Here is a 14,997-nt window from a genome sequence, read left to right as displayed (position 1 = left end):
CGGCGGTCGTCGCGGCGGTTGCCCCGGAACGGCCTCCCGGCCGGTGCCCGCGGGCTCCCCGTACGGGTGAAGGTCACCCGGGTCGTCGCAGAACACGGGCACTTTGGCCGAAAAGCCGCTGCCGCTGTCGGTGCCGCGTGGCAGGCTTCCCGCTATGACGGCGTGGACCCTCAACGACATCGAACGTGCGATCCGCTCCTCCTGGGGTGTCGACACCTGCGCGCCCGAGGACCAGGCCCACTGGCGTCCCGACAATCCCGCCCACGGCCAGTGCCGGGCGACCGCCCTGGTGGTGCACGACCTGCTGGGCGGCGAGCTGATGATGGGCGAGGTGTACGTCGGCGGGGTCCGCACGGACCTGCACTGGTGGAACCGGTCCGCCGCCGGCGCCGAGGTCGACATGACCCGTTCCCGCTTCGGCCCGGACGAGGAGGTCGGCCCCGGCCGCCCGGTCGCCCGCCCGCAGCGTCCGGGCCGGCTCCAGGTCCAGTACCAGCTGCTGCGCCACCGGGTGGCCGCGCGGCTGGAGGCCGGGGCGGCGGACGGCCACCGCGCGGCGGCCGCCTGACCGTCCTCGGCAAGCCCGACGGCCCGTCCGCCCGCCCAACCGTGCCGCCGTGCCTCCGTCCCCCCGCGCGCCGGATCGCTCGGTCGTCGGACCGACGGGCTGACGTACAGTCGGTTGCTCGTGGTCGGACGACCGGTCCGTCCGCCGGGCGACAGCGGGAGTGTGCGATGAGCGGGACGACGGTCGGCTTCGTCGGACTGGGCGCGATGGGCCGGGGCATGGCCGGCAGCCTGCTGCGGGCCGGGTACACCGTCCGGGTGTGGAACCGCTCGCCCGAGCCGGTGGCCGAGATGGTCGCCCTGGGCGCCGAGGCGGCCGAGGGGCTCGCCGACGTCTTCGCGGCCGATGCGGTCGTCTCGATGCTCGCCAACGACGACGCCGTCGAACGGCTGCTGCTCGACCCGGTCCTGCTGGCGGACGCCGCGGCCACCCTGCACATCAACATGGCCTCCGTCTCGGTCGGCCTGGCCGAGCGGGCCGAGGCCCTGCACACCGAGCACGGCATCGGGTACCTCGCCGCGCCGGTGCTCGGCCGTCCGCCGGTGGCCGCCGCCGGGGAGCTCAACATCCTGGCCGCCGGTGCCCCCGCGACGCTGGCGGCGGCCGAACCGCTGCTCGCCGCGATGGGCCGGCGCGTCTGGCACTTCGGCGAGCGCCCGGCCCAGGCCAACACCGCCAAGATCAGCACCAACTTCCTGCTGGCCTGCGCGATCGAGTCGATGGCTGAGGCGTGCAGCCTGGCCGAGGCCAACGGGGTCCGGCCGACCGACCTGATCGAGATGCTCAGCGGCACGCTCTTCCCGGGCCCGGTCTACTCCGGGTACGGCGCGATGGTCGCCGAACGCCGTTACGAGCCCGCCGGGTTCAAGCTTCCGCTGGGACTCAAGGACGTCGACCTCGCGCTCACCGCCGGGGCCTCGGCCCGGGTGCCGCTGCCGTTCGGCAGTGTGCTGCGGGACGCGTTCCTGGACGCGCTCGCGCACGGGGACGGCGAGAAGGACTGGGCGGCGGTCGCGGCGGTCGCGCGCCGGCGGGCCGGGCTCCCCGCGTAGCGGCGGGCCGGGCGCCCCGTGCGGCGGCACCTTCTCCCCACCGTGTACCAAGCACCCGTCACGCTCCGACGGCGCACGGCAAAAGGCCCTTTTAGGTGCAGAGTTGGGCCAACCGGACAGAAAACGACCGGGTGCCGTTCCAAACCGGCACCCACCTTCCGGCACAGCGGGGGCCTTCGGTAGTCTCCGTCGGACTTTCAGCTTCGCGGGAGGATCGCGGCTCGGAAAACCACCGGGTCCACCCGCGCTCCCGGGCCGCGCCCGGACACTCCCGTGAGGTTTCCCTTGTCCATCTCCATACCTCGCAGTCTGGCCCTGGCCGGCGCCGCCGCGCTCGCCGCCTCGATGGCCCTCACCGGCGCCCAGGGCGCCGTCGCCGCCGCCACCGGCGCGCCCTCGGCCGCCGCGCCGCAGGCCGACAAGGCCGCCCACCGCCAGCTCGACCTGTCGCTGGACGGGGTGCCGGGCACCTTCGTCGCCGGCGGCGAGTCCAAGCAGTTCAGCTTCACGATCGACAACAACACGAAGACGGACTTCGTCTTCTACCCGCTGCTCAAGTTCAAGAACGCCCAGGACACCCTGGAGGCGAAGGACCTGAAGGTCGAGTACCAGCTGCCCGAGGCGCTGGACAAGACCAAGGCCTGGCACCCGGCCGGGGCCGCGCCGGGCGCCGAGTCCGACGACGACGGCGTGCTGTTCCTGCTCGCCAAGCTCCAGGGCGACGGCAACCCGGACTTCGAGGACTCGCTGCTGGCCGTCACCAAGGGCAGCAGCCTGACGGTCGCCGTCCGCGTCACCGTGGCCAAGGACGCGCCGCGCGGCAACGCCGGCGTGGTGCCGGTGGTCTTCTCCGCCGAGGCCGAGGGCAAGAACCCGATCGGCGAGGCCGAGTTCAGCTGCGACGGCATCCGCGGCAAGCGCTTCAAGATCGTGGCCGAGGGCCCGGGCAAGCCGAGCCCGACCGCCACGCCGTCGACGGCCAAGCCGACCACGCCCAGCACGAGCCCGACGGTGAAGCCGACCGGCAGCCCGAGCACCAGCACCTCGCCGTCGCCGACCGCCTCGACGACCCCGAGCCACACCCCGAGCACGACGGCGACCCCGTCGACCACCGCCACGCCTTCCACGACGGCCACGCCTTCCACGACGGCCACGCCGTCGACGACCGCCACCCCGTCCACCACGGCGACCCCGTCGACGACGGCCACCCCGTCGACGACCGCCACCCCGTCGACCTCGGCCTCGCCCTCGGCGAGCACCACCGCGACGCCGAGCGGGAGCACCTCCCCGAGCGCGCCCGCGACCGCCGCCCCGTCGAGCCCCGCGCCGACCCAGGACGACACCGCCGGGTCGATCGACTTCCCGGTGAGCGTGCCGAAGATCAAGCCGCTGCCGATCACCCCGGCGGCCGTCACCAAGGCCAAGTCCAACGCGGACAAGGCGCTCGCCACCACGGGTGGCGGTGACGACACCACCGCCATCGCGATCGCGGGCGGCGCCGTCCTCGCGGCCGGTGTCGGCACCCTGGTCGTGCTCCGCCGCCGCCGCACCGCGCAGCAGGGCTGAGCCCGGACCGTCCCGGCACCACGCCGAGGCACACCGCCTGACACGGAACCGCCCGTGCTCCCGTACCCGGGGGCACGGGCGGTTCCGTTCGGTCGCCTAGGATGACCGGCCGAGGGGGCGGCACGGCGGACGAGGTACTGGGGTGCGTGGAACGGGCGCGGGGCGCCGGGAGCGGTCGGGTCGGCCGGGACGGGCCTGGACCGACTACGAGGCGGCCACCGGCCGGATCGCGGGCCTGCCGGTGCGCAGACACCATGTCCTGCTGCTGGCCTGGACGGTGCTCTGGTTCCTGCTGGTCGAACCGAGCGGCGGCTTCTCCTGGCACTACCTGCGCCAGGGCGAGGAACTGCTCTTCAGCGACCGGTCGGACGGCGGTCTCTCCCTCTACGCCCACCACCCCGAACTGCAGATCGGTCCGGTCAGCCTGGCCGTGGCCCGGCTCTTCGCGCCGTTCCCGGGGCATTCCGGCGAGGTGCTGGCCGAGGCGGTGATGTCCGGCCTCGGGCTGGCGATGCTGGTCCTGGTGGGCCGCACGGCCGCCCAGTACCACCTGGGCACCGGTACCAACCACCGCCGGCTCCAGCAGCGGCTGCTGGTCGCGGGCCTCGCGTTCATCCCGATGTGGGTCGAGGTGTCGGTCCGCTTCGCGCACCTGGACGACGTGCTGGCGCTGTTCTTCACCACCCTCGCCGCGCACGAACTCAGCCGGGGCCGGGCGACCGCGGTCGCCGTGTACCTGGCGCTGGCGGTGGACTCCAAACCGTGGGCGCTGGCGTTCGCGCCGCTGATCCTCGCCCTGCCCAGGGCCAGGTGGCTGCGGACGGGCCTCTGGTTCGCCGGGCTGGTCGCGGTCGCCTGGCTGCCGTTCTACCTGGGCGACCTGGACACCATGGCGGCCGCGAAGTTCACCATCCCCAACCAGACCGCCTCGGCGCTGCGCTGGTTCGGGGTGACCGATCCGACGACGCCCTGGTGGGACCGCCCGGCGCAGTTCGCCCTCGGCCTGGGCCTGGGCAGCCTGGCGGTGTGGCGCGGCCGCTGGCCGGCCGTCGTCCTGCTCGGGGCGGACGCCCGGATCCTGCTCGACCCGAGCGTCTACACCTACTACACGGCGTCGATCATGCTCGGCACGCTGCTCTGGGACACCGTCGGGCAGCGGCGGCTGGTGCCGTGGTGGAGCTGGATCGCGCTGGTCGCGCTGTACGGGGGCACGCTGTTCCTGCCGTCCGACCCGGCGCGCGGACTGGTCCGGCTCGCCTTCGTGGTGGTCTCGGCGGGGTGCGTGCTGCTCCTGCCGGCCCAGCGGCGGCGCGGCTCCGGCCGCCGTCCCCCCGGCCGGGGCGGTCCGGAGGGCGGTCCCGAAGGCGGTCCCGAAGGCGGTCTCCCGCAGCAGCGCACGGGACGGCGGCGGACCGGCCGGCGTCCCTCGGCGCCCAGGCAGCGCGCGACCGTCCAGTCCTCCTAGCGCTTGTCGGACGGCCCCGGGCGGACGCCGGGGTGAGCGCGCTCCCGGCCGTCGAACAGCAGCGCCGCCAGGCCGAGTCCGGCCGCCGCCCCCGCGCACTGGGCGAGGACGAAGCCGGGGACCGAGCCGGGCGTGATCCCGATCCAGCCGTCGGTGAGCGCCCGGCCCAGCGTCACGGCCGGATTGGCGAAGCCGCCCGAGGAGGTCGCCCAGCAGGCCACGACCACCCAGAGGCCGACCAGTGCCGGGACCAGCCGCCCCCGCCCGGCGGCCGTCGCCCCGGTCACCACCAGCAGCAGCGTCCCGGTGGCCACCGCCTCGGCGAGCCACAGCGCGCCGCTCCCGCGCGACACCGCCGACAGCCGGAACACGGGGTGCCCGAACATCGCGTCGGCCAGTCCGGTGCCCGCCACCGCGCCGACCGTCTGCGCGGCGGCGTACCCGACCGCCTCGCGCAGCGGCAGCCCGGCGGGGGTGCCCCGGCCGGTCCACCAGGCGCCCGCGGTGATCAGCGGGTTGAGGTGCCCGCCGGAGACCGGGCCGAACAGGGTGATCAGCACCGTCAGGGCCGCCGCCGAGGCGCCGACGTTCGCCAGGAAGCGCAGCCCGGCGTCCGAGGTGAGGGCGTCCGCCTGTCGGCCGGAGCCGACCACGGCGGCGGCCAGCAGCGCGGTGCCGACCAGCTCCGCCGCCAGCCGGCGGCCCAGCGGCGGCGGCGGCGCGGCGGTCGGTTCGGGCACGGAGGCCGGGACGGTCGTGGCGGCCGGCAGGACGGCGGCGGGCAGGGAGTCGGTCGGCGGCGTCGGCTTCGGCAGTGGCGTTCCGGGCGGTACGGGCGTGGTCACGCGCACATGCTGGTGGCCGTCCGTCCGTCCCGGCAATTGGCCGGACCCCACAAACCGGTGCCCGCCGGGCCCGGCCGGATCGGAGACTTCTCCACCGGCACCCGACACTGGACCCGGCCCCTACGACTTGACCCTCACGCAACGGGAGGAGGCAGGGTCGTGGTCAGCAGGAAGGGAGTACCCCGATGATCAGCGGAGACGAGGACGGCCGCACCGGCCGCACGGTCGGCGCGGTGGCGCGGATCGCCAAGGTGACCGTCCGGACCCTGCACCACTACGACGAGATCGGCCTGCTGTCCCCCAGGGGCCGCACGCCGGCCGGCTACCGCCGCTACGACGAGGCCGACCTCGGCCGGCTGCAGCGGATCCTGTTCTACCGTGAACTCGGGTTCCCCCTGGAAGAGATCGCGGCTGTTCTGGACGACGACTCGGTGAGCCCGAGCGAGCACCTGCGGCGTCAGCACCGGTTGCTGACCGACCGCATCGCGCACCTCCAGAAACTGGCCGTGGCCGTCGAACACGCCATGGAGGCAGAGAAGATGGGTATTCAGCTGACCCCGGAGGAGAAGTTCGAGCTCTTCGGCGAGCACTACCGCGAGGAGTGGGAGGGCGAGGCCGAGCAGCGCTGGGGCGACACGCCGGCCTGGGCGGAGTCCCAGCGCCGTACCGGCGGCTACGACAAGGCCGACTGGCAGCGGATCAAGGCCGAGGCGGACGCGCTCAACGCCCGTCTGGCCGAGGTGTTCACCGCCGGCGAGCCCGCCGACGGCGGCCCGGCGATGGACCTCGCCGAGGCGCACCGGCAGCACATCCGCGACAACTTCTACGACTGCACCTACGAGATCCACCGCGGTCTCGCCGGGATGTACGTCGCCGACCCGCGGTTCACCGCGGTCTACGAGCAGCTCGCCCCGGGCCTGGCCCAGTGGCTGCACGACGCCATGCTCGCCAACGCGGCCTTCCGCACGGACGGGCAGGGCTGACACCGGGTCGGGCCCGCTGTCGTGCGGCGCTGCGCCGCGGGGGCGCGCCACGCCCCGGAGCGACGCCCCGGAGCGACGCCGCGCCCCCGGGGTCACGCCACGTCCTCGGGGTCACGCCACGCCGCGGCCGAAGGAGCGCCGGTAGGCCGTCGGGGAGGTGCGCATGACGCGCCCGAAGTGGTGCCGGAAGGTCGCGGCGCTCTCGAACCCCACGGCGCCGGCGATCTCCTCGACGGTGCCGTCGGGCGCCTCCAGCAGCGGCAGGCTGGCCGCGACGCGCTGGCTGATCACCCAGCGCATCGGGCTGGTGCCGTTGCGGGCGGTGAAGTGCCGCAGGTAGGAGCGGTCGGACATCCGGGCGGCCCGGGCCAGTCCGGTGACCGTGAGCGGGTCCGCCAGGTGGTCCAGCGCCCACTGCATCGAGCGGGCGACGCCGTCGTCCTCCTCCTCGACCGGCCGGACGGCGGCCTCGATGAACTGGGCCTGGCCGCCGTCCCGGTGCGGCGGCACGACGAAGCGGCGGGCCACGCTGTTGGCGACCTTGGCGCCGTGGTCGCGCCGGACCAGGTGCAGGCAGAGGTCGATCCCGGCCGCGCTGCCGGCGCTGGTCAGCACCGATCCGTTGTCCACGTAGAGCACGTCCGGGTTGACCCGGACGGCCGGGTGGCGCTGCCGCAGCAGTTCGGCGTACCGCCAGTGGGTGGTGGCCTCCTGGCCGTCGAGCAGGCCGGCGGCGGCCAGGGCGAAGGCCCCGGAGCAGATCGAGACGATCCGGGCGCCGCGCTCGTGCGCGGCGCGCAGCGCCTCGACCAGGGCGGGGGAGACCACCCCGCCGAAGGCGTTCGGCACGCCGGGGACCACCACGGTGTCGGCGGCGGCGAGGTCGTCGAGGCCGTGTTCGGCGGTGAGGGTGAAGCCGCCGACCGAGCGGAGCGGTGCGCCGGGGCGGTCGGCGCACACCCGCAGCCCGTACCAGGGGGCGGCCAGCAGTCCGCTCAGCTCGGGCCGGGCCAGGCCGAACACCTCGACCACGACGCCGAGCTCGAACGGGGTCATGCCGTCGAAGGCGTAGACGGCGACCTCGTGCACCGGCTCCGGCCGCCGACCGATGCTGACGGCGACCGGGCCGGTGACGGGAACAGCGGCATTGGCGGCATCGACGGCGGCGGCGGTCGTCGGACCGGTCGAGTGCTGCTCGGCCATGGGACCCCCTACTGACGGGTGGTGGCGGAATGCCGGTGAGTGTAGCTGTTCCGGCCAGTTCGAAATTTCCTTCGAACCACCCACAACTCCTGGGGAGGATGGGCGTCTGAGAGGGTGAGGGCCGATCCGGCGCGGGCATGACCGCACCGGTGCCGGGTCTCGCTCACTGGCCGAGTCCGACTACCACGGGGAACCCACCATGCGTCCGTCCACTGTCCGGCGTCTCGTCAGGACCGTTCCGCTGGCGGCCGTCGTGGCCGGCGCGGCCGGCTACGCGCTGCTTCCGGCCGAGGCGGGCGCGGGCGCCCGGCCGGCCCGGTCCGCGGCTCCGGCACCCTCGGGCGTGGCCCTCGTCGAACCGGTGGCCGACGCCCGGTCCGTCCCGGAGGGGACGTCGCCCACGGCGACGGCACCGGGGGCGAGCACTGCGGCCGGGACGCCGGGCCCGGTGGGCGGCACCTCGGCCGTACCGACGGGGTCCGTGCCGGGCGCGGCCGCCCCGACCACCCCGACCACCGCGAGCGCTCCGACGTCCGCGAGCGGTCCGGCGTCCGCGGTGGCGAAGCCGGCCGAGCCCGCCAAGGGCGTGCCCGTGCCCGCCGGGACCGCCCGGCCCTCGGGCCCCGCCCCGGTCACCGCCCCGAGCGGCGGTCCGGCCCCCGCGACCGGCACCGCCCCGGACTGGCCGGAGGAGCCGCCCTCCGCGGTCGGCGAGCGGGTGGACGTCGCGATCCGCTCGCTCAGCGGAGCCTGGGAGATCCGCGGCGGCGGCAGCTACTTCGAGTTCGAGGTGACCTGGAGCAACGCCACCGACCGGCGCTTCGACGAGATCGTCCCGGTGGTCCGGGTGCTCCCGTTCGACTACCCGGCCGCCGTGGCGCGGCTCGGCGCGACGGCCAAGGGCACGCTGGACCGCAAGGACATCGACGAGTGGCGAGAGGTCAAGCCGGACCAGAAGGGCGTGGACAGCGGGCCCCAGCAGGGGGCGTTCGCGCTCGACCCGGGCGAGAGCCGGGCCGTCCGCTACCGCCTGACCCTGGGGGCCGACAGCATGTCGGGCCGGCTGCCGATCCAGGCCGACGCCTATGTCGGGCGCGGCGCCAAGGCGGTGTCGGTCGGCGGCACCCAGGCGCGGATGAACGTGACGACGGGGCAGCCGATCCGGTTCACGGCGACGAAGGCGACCGACATGACCGTCGGCCGGATCCCCTCCGAGCTGCGGGTGGAGCTGGCCAACCTGGACGCCACCGGCAACCACACCGTGTCCCCGGCGGTCAGGGTGGCCGACCCGCTCGGCCGGAACACCACGCACGGCCTGGTGCCGGGCGACCTCTCCGCCGAGGTGCTGGTGGACGGCGAGTGGCGCCGCCTCTCGGGCGCGCTCGACGCCGACGGCCAGGTCCGGCTGGACACCGCCGGGCTGACCCGGGTGCTGGTGCCGGGCGAGACGGTCGTCTACCCGTTCCGGTTCAACCTGCCGAAGGGCTGGAACGCCGGCAGCGGGCTGGAGTTCACGGTCGGCGGGACGGTCGACGGCGGCTCCCTCCCGACCCAGAAGGCGCGGCCGCGGATCACCTGGATGGCGGACGACACGCCGAAGGCGACCTCCTAGGCCGCGCCCGGGCCGCGCACCGGCGATCCGGCGCACGACCCGGCGAGCCGGCGTACCAGGGGCGGCACCCGCCCGGTCCGGCACCTGCCCGGTCCGGCACCTGCCCGGTCCGGCACCTGCCGGTCCGACGAGTGACCGGTCACGCACCCGGCCGGTGCGCGGTGCGCCCGGTCCGTCACGACCTGCCCGGCGGGCCCGCTCGTCCGACCGGGCCCGCCATCCAATGACGATGTCCTGACGCACCGGCGGGAGCCGGGCCGCGGTCGGGGGGAAAGCGAAGACGGATGTCCATGGCCATCGGGCGGTCCGCCCAGGCCGCCCAGGAGCGGCGGTTCGGCCTCCGCCGACTGCTGGCGCTGCTGTTCGGCGCCCGGGAGACGCAGGGCGCGGGGGAGCTTCTCGACGTCCCGGTCGCCGCGCAGACGGCCGGCCAGCGCCGGGCCGGGTTCCGGCTGCTGGCCGGTGGCGGCCGGACCCGCGAGGCCGGGCCGACGCTGACCGAGCTCTACCTCACCCACCGGCTGAGCCTGGTCCGGCTCGCCGTCCTGCTGGTCGACCATCAGGACCAGGCCGAGGACGTCGTGCAGGAAGCTTTCGCCAAGCTGTACCAACGGCACGGCGACGAGCTCGACGACCTCGACAACGCGCTGGCCTACCTGCGTACGGCCGTGGTCAACGGCGCGCGCTCGGTGCTGCGCCGCCGCCGCACGGCCCGCGAGTACGTGCCGCCGCACGAGGCGGACGCGCCCTCGGCGGAGGACCACGCCGTCCTCCACGACGAGCACCGGCGGGTGCTGGTGGCCATGCAGGAGCTGACCGCGCGCCAGCGCGAGGTGCTGGTGCTGCGCTACTGGTCCGACCTGTCGGAGTCGGAGATCGCCGAGATCCTCGCGGTGTCGCGCGGCACCGTGAAGTCCACCGCCAGCCGGGCCCTGGACGCCCTGGAGCGGAAGCTGGGGGACGCCCGATGAGCGACGACCGGCGTCCCACGCCCGACCACGAGCCGGACGGCGAGGCTGCCGGCCCCCAGCGTCCCGACCCGCAGCGTCCCGACCCGCAGCGTCCCGATGCCGAGCGCCCCGACCCGCAGCGTCCCGAGGCCGAGCGCCCCGAGGCCAAGCGCCCCGACCGGGACGGCCCGCGCGGCAACCGGGCCGCGGCGGGCGGCGCCGGTACCGGCGTCACCACCCCGGTCGGCGGGGAGTCGCCGATGGAGCGGCTGCTCCGGGAGGCACTGGCGGCCCGCGCCGCCCGGATCACCGCCCAGGACCTGCGCCCGGCCGACCCGCCGAAGGGGCCCCGCAACCGCAGGCGGCCCGCCTACCTGGTGGGTCTGCCTCTGATGGGACTCGCCGCGGCCATGATCGTCGGCGTGCTCACCGTCCCCAGCGACATCCTCGCCGACAAGGGCGACGACGCGCCGGCGGCGACGATGAGCGACGGCCCGGTGCCGACCCGGGGCGCCGACGGGGCGACCCCGAGCGGCTTCCCCGCACCGCCCGCCGACGACCCGGCCCGCCCGGTCGGGGAAGCGGCCCCGGGGACGACCGGAGGTCCGTCGGCCACCGCCCCGGGCACCGGAACCGGGACCGGGACCGGGCCGGTGCTGCCCGGCCAGGAGGGGGAGACCGACGCACCGCCGGGGGCCGGGGCGGGAGCGTCCTCCCCGTCGCCCGGCGGCCCGGCGGCCGGAGCGCAGTCCGCCCCACCGCCCCCGGTGGTGCCCGCGCCCTCGGGCACGGTCCGCCAGGGCGGCGGCGTCGCGCTGAGCTTCGACGGTCTGACGGGGACGGAGGCGATCGTCGGCGCCGGCCCGACGACCTTCTCGGTGACCTGGCGCAACACCACCCAGCGGCTGTACGACGCGGTGGCCCCGGTGGTCTCGGTCCGGACGCTCACCGGCGCCGTCCGCTCCGGCCGGTCGGTGCGCGGCCGGCTCCAGCGCGAGGAGGAGGGCGGCGGCTGGACGGACGTCCCGCTGACCGTGGGTTCGGGCGCCTATCTGGCCTCGGGCGACGCGGCCGCGTTCGCGCTCGCCCCGGGGGCCGCCCGGACGCTCCGCTACCGGCTGGACCCCTCGATCGACAGCGCGGAGGGGACGCTGCTGATCGAGGCCCTGGCGGTGCTGCCGAGCACACCGGAGCGGTTCGAGGAGGGTTCGGCGCTGGCGCCCCTGCTGCTGACGAGCGCCCCGGCGGCCAGCCGGACGGCGCCCGAGCTGAGACTCAACTACGCGGCGAGCGACGGGGTGATCGCCGGGCGGCCCAGCTCGTTCGCGATCACCATCAGCAATCCCGGGGCGGCGCCGCTGGCCTCGGTGGTGCCCACCCTGGTGCTGACCGGTGCGGACGCGGCCAAAGCGGTCGTCGAGACCAGGTACGGCGCCGGCGCCGGGGTCCGCCGGCTGCCGGTGGCGCCGGACGGCAACGGGCAGCTGGTGGTCGACACCTCGCTGCTGGAGCGGCTGATGCGTCCGCACGAGTCGAAGTACCTGGAGTTCCAGGTCAGCGTCCCGGAGGACTGGAAGCCCAACGCGGACTTCGCGGTGGTCGTGGGGGCCAGGGGCGACGGCCGGGACGCGGCGCCGATCCTGATCCGGCCGAGGTTCGCGGCGGCGGCCGACTCCTGACCGCCCCGGGCCGCCCGGCCGGCGGCCGCCGACCTGTGACGAGGCCCGTCGGCGCTCCGGCCCCACTGCTCGGGGGCCGGACCGCAGACGGGCCGGACCGCAGACGGGCCGGGTCGCTCCGGGGCGCATCCGCCCCGGAGCGACGTTCGTGGACCCTGCTGGTGGGCCCTGTTGGTGAGCCCGGGTTCGTCAGCCCTGGTTGAACGAGGCCATCCACGCCTCGACGTCCTCGGAGCGGCGCGGCAGGCCGGCCGAGAGGTTCTCGTTGCCGTCGGCGGTGACCAGGATGTCGTCCTCGATCCGGACGCCGATGCCGCGGTACTCCTCGGGGACGGTCAGGTCGTCCTGCTGGAAGTAGAGGCCGGGCTCGACGGTGAGCACCATGCCCGGCACCAGCAGCGCGTCGACGTGCTCCTCGGTGCGCGAGTGGGCGCAGTCGTGGACGTCCAGGCCGAGCATGTGGCCGGTGCCGTGCAGGGTCCAGCGGCGCTGCAGGCCGAGCTCCAGGACCTTCTCGACGTCGTACACCGAGGCGTCCAGCAGGCCCCAGGCGAGCAGCCGCTCGGCGAGCACCCGCTGCGAGGCGTCGTGGAAGTCGCGGAAGCGGGCGCCGGGCTTCACGGCCGCGATCCCGGCCTCCTGGGCGTCGTAGACCGCGTCGTAGATCTTCCGCTGGAGCTCGTCGAAGCGCCCGTTGATCGGCAGGGTGCGGGTGACGTCGGCGGTGTAGAGGGTCTCCGTCTCCACGCCGGCGTCCAGCAGCAGCAGCTCGCCGGGGCGGACCTCGCCGTCGTTGCGCACCCAGTGCAGGGTGGTGGCGTGCGCGCCGGCGGCGCAGATCGAGCCGTAGCCGACGTCGTTGCCCTCGACGCGGGCGCGGCGCCAGAAGGTGCCCTCGATCCAGCGCTCGGAGGTGGCGACGGCCTGGCCCAGCTCGCGCACGCAGTCGGTGAAGCCGTTGACGGTGGCGGCGCAGGCGGCGCGCAGCTCGCCGATCTCCCACTCGTCCTTGACCAGCCGCAGACCGCTCAGGAACTCCTTGAACCCGGCGTCCTGGTCGGCGTCCAGCACATCGGCGAGCGCGGCCTCCAGGCCGGCGTCGTAGCCGCGCACGATCCGGGTCGGCACGCCGTCGGCGGCGCGGTCGGCCAGCTCGTCGGCGGCCTTGCGGACGTCGCGGACCGGCAGGCCGAGCAGCTGCTCCTGCTCGGTGAGGCTGTGCCGGCGGCCGACCCACAGCTCGCCGTAGCCGTCGAGCCAGAACTCGCCGTTCTCGCGGTCGGAGCGGGGCAGCAGGTAGAGCACGAAGTCGTGGCCGGTGGCGCCGGTGGGCTCGGCGACCAGGACGCCGTCCTCGGTGCGGTCACCGGTGAGGTGCACGTACTCGCTGGAAGCGCGGAAGCCGTAGTCGGTGTCGTTGGAGCGGATCTTGAGGGTGCCGGCCGGGACGACCAGGCGCACACCGGGGTGGGCGGCGGAGAGCGCGGCACGGCGCTCGGCGGCGTAGCCGGCCTGCGGGACCGGGGTCAGGCCGTGCAGCTCGGTGTCGGCCCAGCCGGACTTCATCGACGCGGCGAGTTCGTCGGAGACCTCGGAGTAGAGGCCGTTCTTGCGGCCCTTGAACTGCTGCGGTTCCTCGTCGCCGCCGATGGCCTCGGGGTTCTCGGCCACCGCCGGGGTGCGGTCCTCGGTCACGTACGTCGCCTCCTTGCGCGTGGTGCCGCCCGGGGCGCGTCGGATCACGACACGGGTGGGCGGCCGTGCGTCCATGGTACGGACGCCCGGCCGCTCACCCGTTCGGGCCTTCACCCGGTCGTGCCCGGCCCCGGTGCCGCGGGGCCGGTGCCGCAGGGCCCGGCGGTCACTCGAAGCGGGCGGCGAGCAGCATCAGGTCGTCGGTGGCCGGGGCCTGGGCGGTGGGGCGCCGGGGGGCGGCCCCGCCGTCCCGGTCGGCGGGGTCCTGACCCGCCGCGCGGCGGTCGGCCCGCTCCCGCCGGTCGGCGTCCCGCTCGGCCGCGGCCGCGAGCAGGTGGGCGCAGAGCCGCTCGGGGTCGGTCCGGACGTCCCGGGGGGCGTCGGCGGCGGCCCGGCGCAGATCGGCCTGTCCGGAGTGCAGGGTCTGGCCGAAGCGCCGGGCCAGCCCCTCGGTGTAGAGGATCAGGGTGTCCCCGCGCTCGGCGGTGAACTCGACCCCGGGCGCCTCCCAGCAGGAGAGCATGCCGAGCGGCGCGGAGAGCGAGGTCTCGACGAACTCGGCGCCGTACCTGGTGACCAGCACCGGCGGGCAGTGGCCGGCCCCGGCCAGGGTGACCCGGCGCTCCTCCGGCTCCACCCAGGCGTAGACGGCGGTGGCGCTGCGGGTCGGCTCGGTGGTCTTGAGCAGCAGTTCGAGGTCGCCCAGGACGGACACCGGGTCCTCGCCCTCCAGCACCGCGTACGCCCGCAGCGCGGCCCGGACCCGGCCCATCGCGGCGGCCGCGCCGGGCGCGGAGCCGGGGCCGGCGCCGGGGCCGTCGCCGGAGACCGAGCCGACGGTCAGCCCGACGGTGCCGTCCGGCAGCGGGATCGCGTCGTACCAGTCGCTGCCGCAGGAGCGGTCGAGTCCGGCCGGGACGAGCCGGGCGGCCAGCCGGAGCCCGCCGGGCTGCGGGAGCCGGTCGGGCAGCAGACCGCGGCGCAGCGCCTCGGTGGTGCGCCGGACCTTCTCCGCGTCCAGCTGCTTGGCCAGCAGCGGCGCGGCGACCTCGGTGTAGCGGCGGGCCAGTTCGCGGCGGCGGTCGGTGGGGTCGGCGGGGGCGTCGTAGAACCACAGGGCGGCGGCCAGCGGGCCGTCCTCCTCGGTGGCGAGCGGCAGGCCGTAGCAGCCGCCGAGGCCGAGCTGCCCGGCGAGTTCGCGCAGCCGGGCGCCGATCGCCGGGTCCTCGGCGAGGTCGTGCGAGCGCACCTCGGCGGGCCGGTCGTGCTCGCGCAGCAGCCGGGCGAGCAGGCTCTGGTCGGCCGGGACGGTCTCCAGCGCGCCGAGGCTGGCGCGGTCCAGGCCGAGCCCGAGCGGCTGGCTCGGGCCGCCGCCGGGC

Annotated in this window: 12 protein-coding genes; 8 read left to right on the top strand and 4 right to left on the bottom strand. The window is 75.7% G+C overall.

The features are described from left to right. The first annotated feature begins 154 nt into the window (after positions 1-154). The 4 genes from BI06_RS08880 (at position 155) to BI06_RS08865 (ending at position 4,651) form a co-directional block, all read left to right on the top strand. Positions 155-568, top strand: a complete 414-nt coding sequence (locus BI06_RS08880) for a hypothetical protein (protein WP_037779198.1) — start codon at positions 155-157, stop codon at positions 566-568. Between the two features lie 41 nt (positions 569-609). Beyond that, entirely contained in the window at positions 610-1,620 is a 1,011-nt protein-coding gene (locus tag BI06_RS08875) for an NAD(P)-dependent oxidoreductase (RefSeq protein ID WP_304440874.1), read from the top strand. Positions 1,621-1,905: 285 nt separating this feature from the next. Further along, on the top strand, positions 1,906-3,186 hold the full coding sequence (locus tag BI06_RS08870) for an LPXTG cell wall anchor domain-containing protein (protein WP_043466870.1): 1,281 nt from the start codon (positions 1,906-1,908) through the stop codon (positions 3,184-3,186). Between the two features lie 235 nt (positions 3,187-3,421). Next, positions 3,422-4,651, top strand: a complete 1,230-nt coding sequence (locus BI06_RS08865) for a hypothetical protein (RefSeq protein ID WP_233290100.1) — start codon at positions 3,422-3,424, stop codon at positions 4,649-4,651. Here the strand turns inward: BI06_RS08865 and BI06_RS08860 are convergent. Beyond that, positions 4,648-5,496 (bottom strand): aquaporin, encoded by an 849-nt coding sequence (locus BI06_RS08860; RefSeq protein ID WP_233290077.1) that lies wholly within the window; start codon positions 5,494-5,496, stop codon positions 4,648-4,650. The two genes, BI06_RS08865 and BI06_RS08860, sit on opposite strands and share 4 nt — an antisense overlap. Before the next feature lie 185 nt (positions 5,497-5,681). Between BI06_RS08860 and BI06_RS08855 the strand changes: the two genes are divergently transcribed. Continuing rightward, the gene (locus tag BI06_RS08855; RefSeq protein WP_051740531.1) at positions 5,682-6,479 is read left to right on the top strand and encodes a MerR family transcriptional regulator; all 798 of its coding nucleotides are present in this window, start codon (positions 5,682-5,684) and stop codon (positions 6,477-6,479) included. Between the two features lie 111 nt (positions 6,480-6,590). On the opposite strand, the gene BI06_RS08850 is transcribed toward BI06_RS08855, so the two are convergent. Further along, positions 6,591-7,682: a helix-turn-helix domain-containing protein gene (locus BI06_RS08850; RefSeq protein WP_082558383.1), complete on the bottom strand. Its 1,092-nt coding sequence runs from the start codon at positions 7,680-7,682 to the stop codon at positions 6,591-6,593. A 199-nt stretch (positions 7,683-7,881) separates the two neighbouring features. Here BI06_RS08850 and BI06_RS08840 point away from each other — a divergent pair, with 199 nt between their 5' ends. The 3 genes from BI06_RS08840 (at position 7,882) to BI06_RS08830 (ending at position 11,923) form a co-directional block, all read left to right on the top strand. Then, positions 7,882-9,294, top strand: a complete 1,413-nt coding sequence (locus BI06_RS08840) for a hypothetical protein (protein WP_149030316.1) — start codon at positions 7,882-7,884, stop codon at positions 9,292-9,294. 284 nt (positions 9,295-9,578) lie between these two features. Beyond that, positions 9,579-10,265, top strand: coding sequence for a SigE family RNA polymerase sigma factor (locus BI06_RS08835; protein ID WP_233290076.1), 687 nt, complete (start codon positions 9,579-9,581; stop codon positions 10,263-10,265). Then, positions 10,262-11,923: a hypothetical protein gene (locus tag BI06_RS08830; protein WP_043466863.1), complete on the top strand. Its 1,662-nt coding sequence runs from the start codon at positions 10,262-10,264 to the stop codon at positions 11,921-11,923. The genes BI06_RS08835 and BI06_RS08830 overlap by 4 nt, the downstream gene beginning before the upstream one ends. 189 nt (positions 11,924-12,112) lie before the next feature. Here BI06_RS08830 and BI06_RS08825 read toward each other — a convergent pair whose 3' ends face one another. Both BI06_RS08825 and BI06_RS08820 read right to left on the bottom strand, forming a co-directional pair. Beyond that, positions 12,113-13,618, bottom strand: coding sequence for an aminopeptidase P family protein (locus BI06_RS08825; RefSeq protein ID WP_043467506.1), 1,506 nt, complete (start codon positions 13,616-13,618; stop codon positions 12,113-12,115). A 166-nt stretch (positions 13,619-13,784) separates the two neighbouring features. Beyond that, on the bottom strand, positions 13,785-14,997 hold a 1,213-nt coding region (locus tag BI06_RS08820), incomplete at its 5' end, for a PP2C family protein-serine/threonine phosphatase (protein WP_051740529.1).

It is taken from the genome of Kitasatospora sp. MBT66 (genome assembly GCF_000710405.2).
GTDB classification, from domain to species: Bacteria; Actinomycetota; Actinomycetes; order Streptomycetales; family Streptomycetaceae; genus Kitasatospora; species Kitasatospora purpeofusca.
Note: the sequence above shows the minus strand (reverse complement) of the source record. Positions and strands in the feature narration are given on the sequence as shown.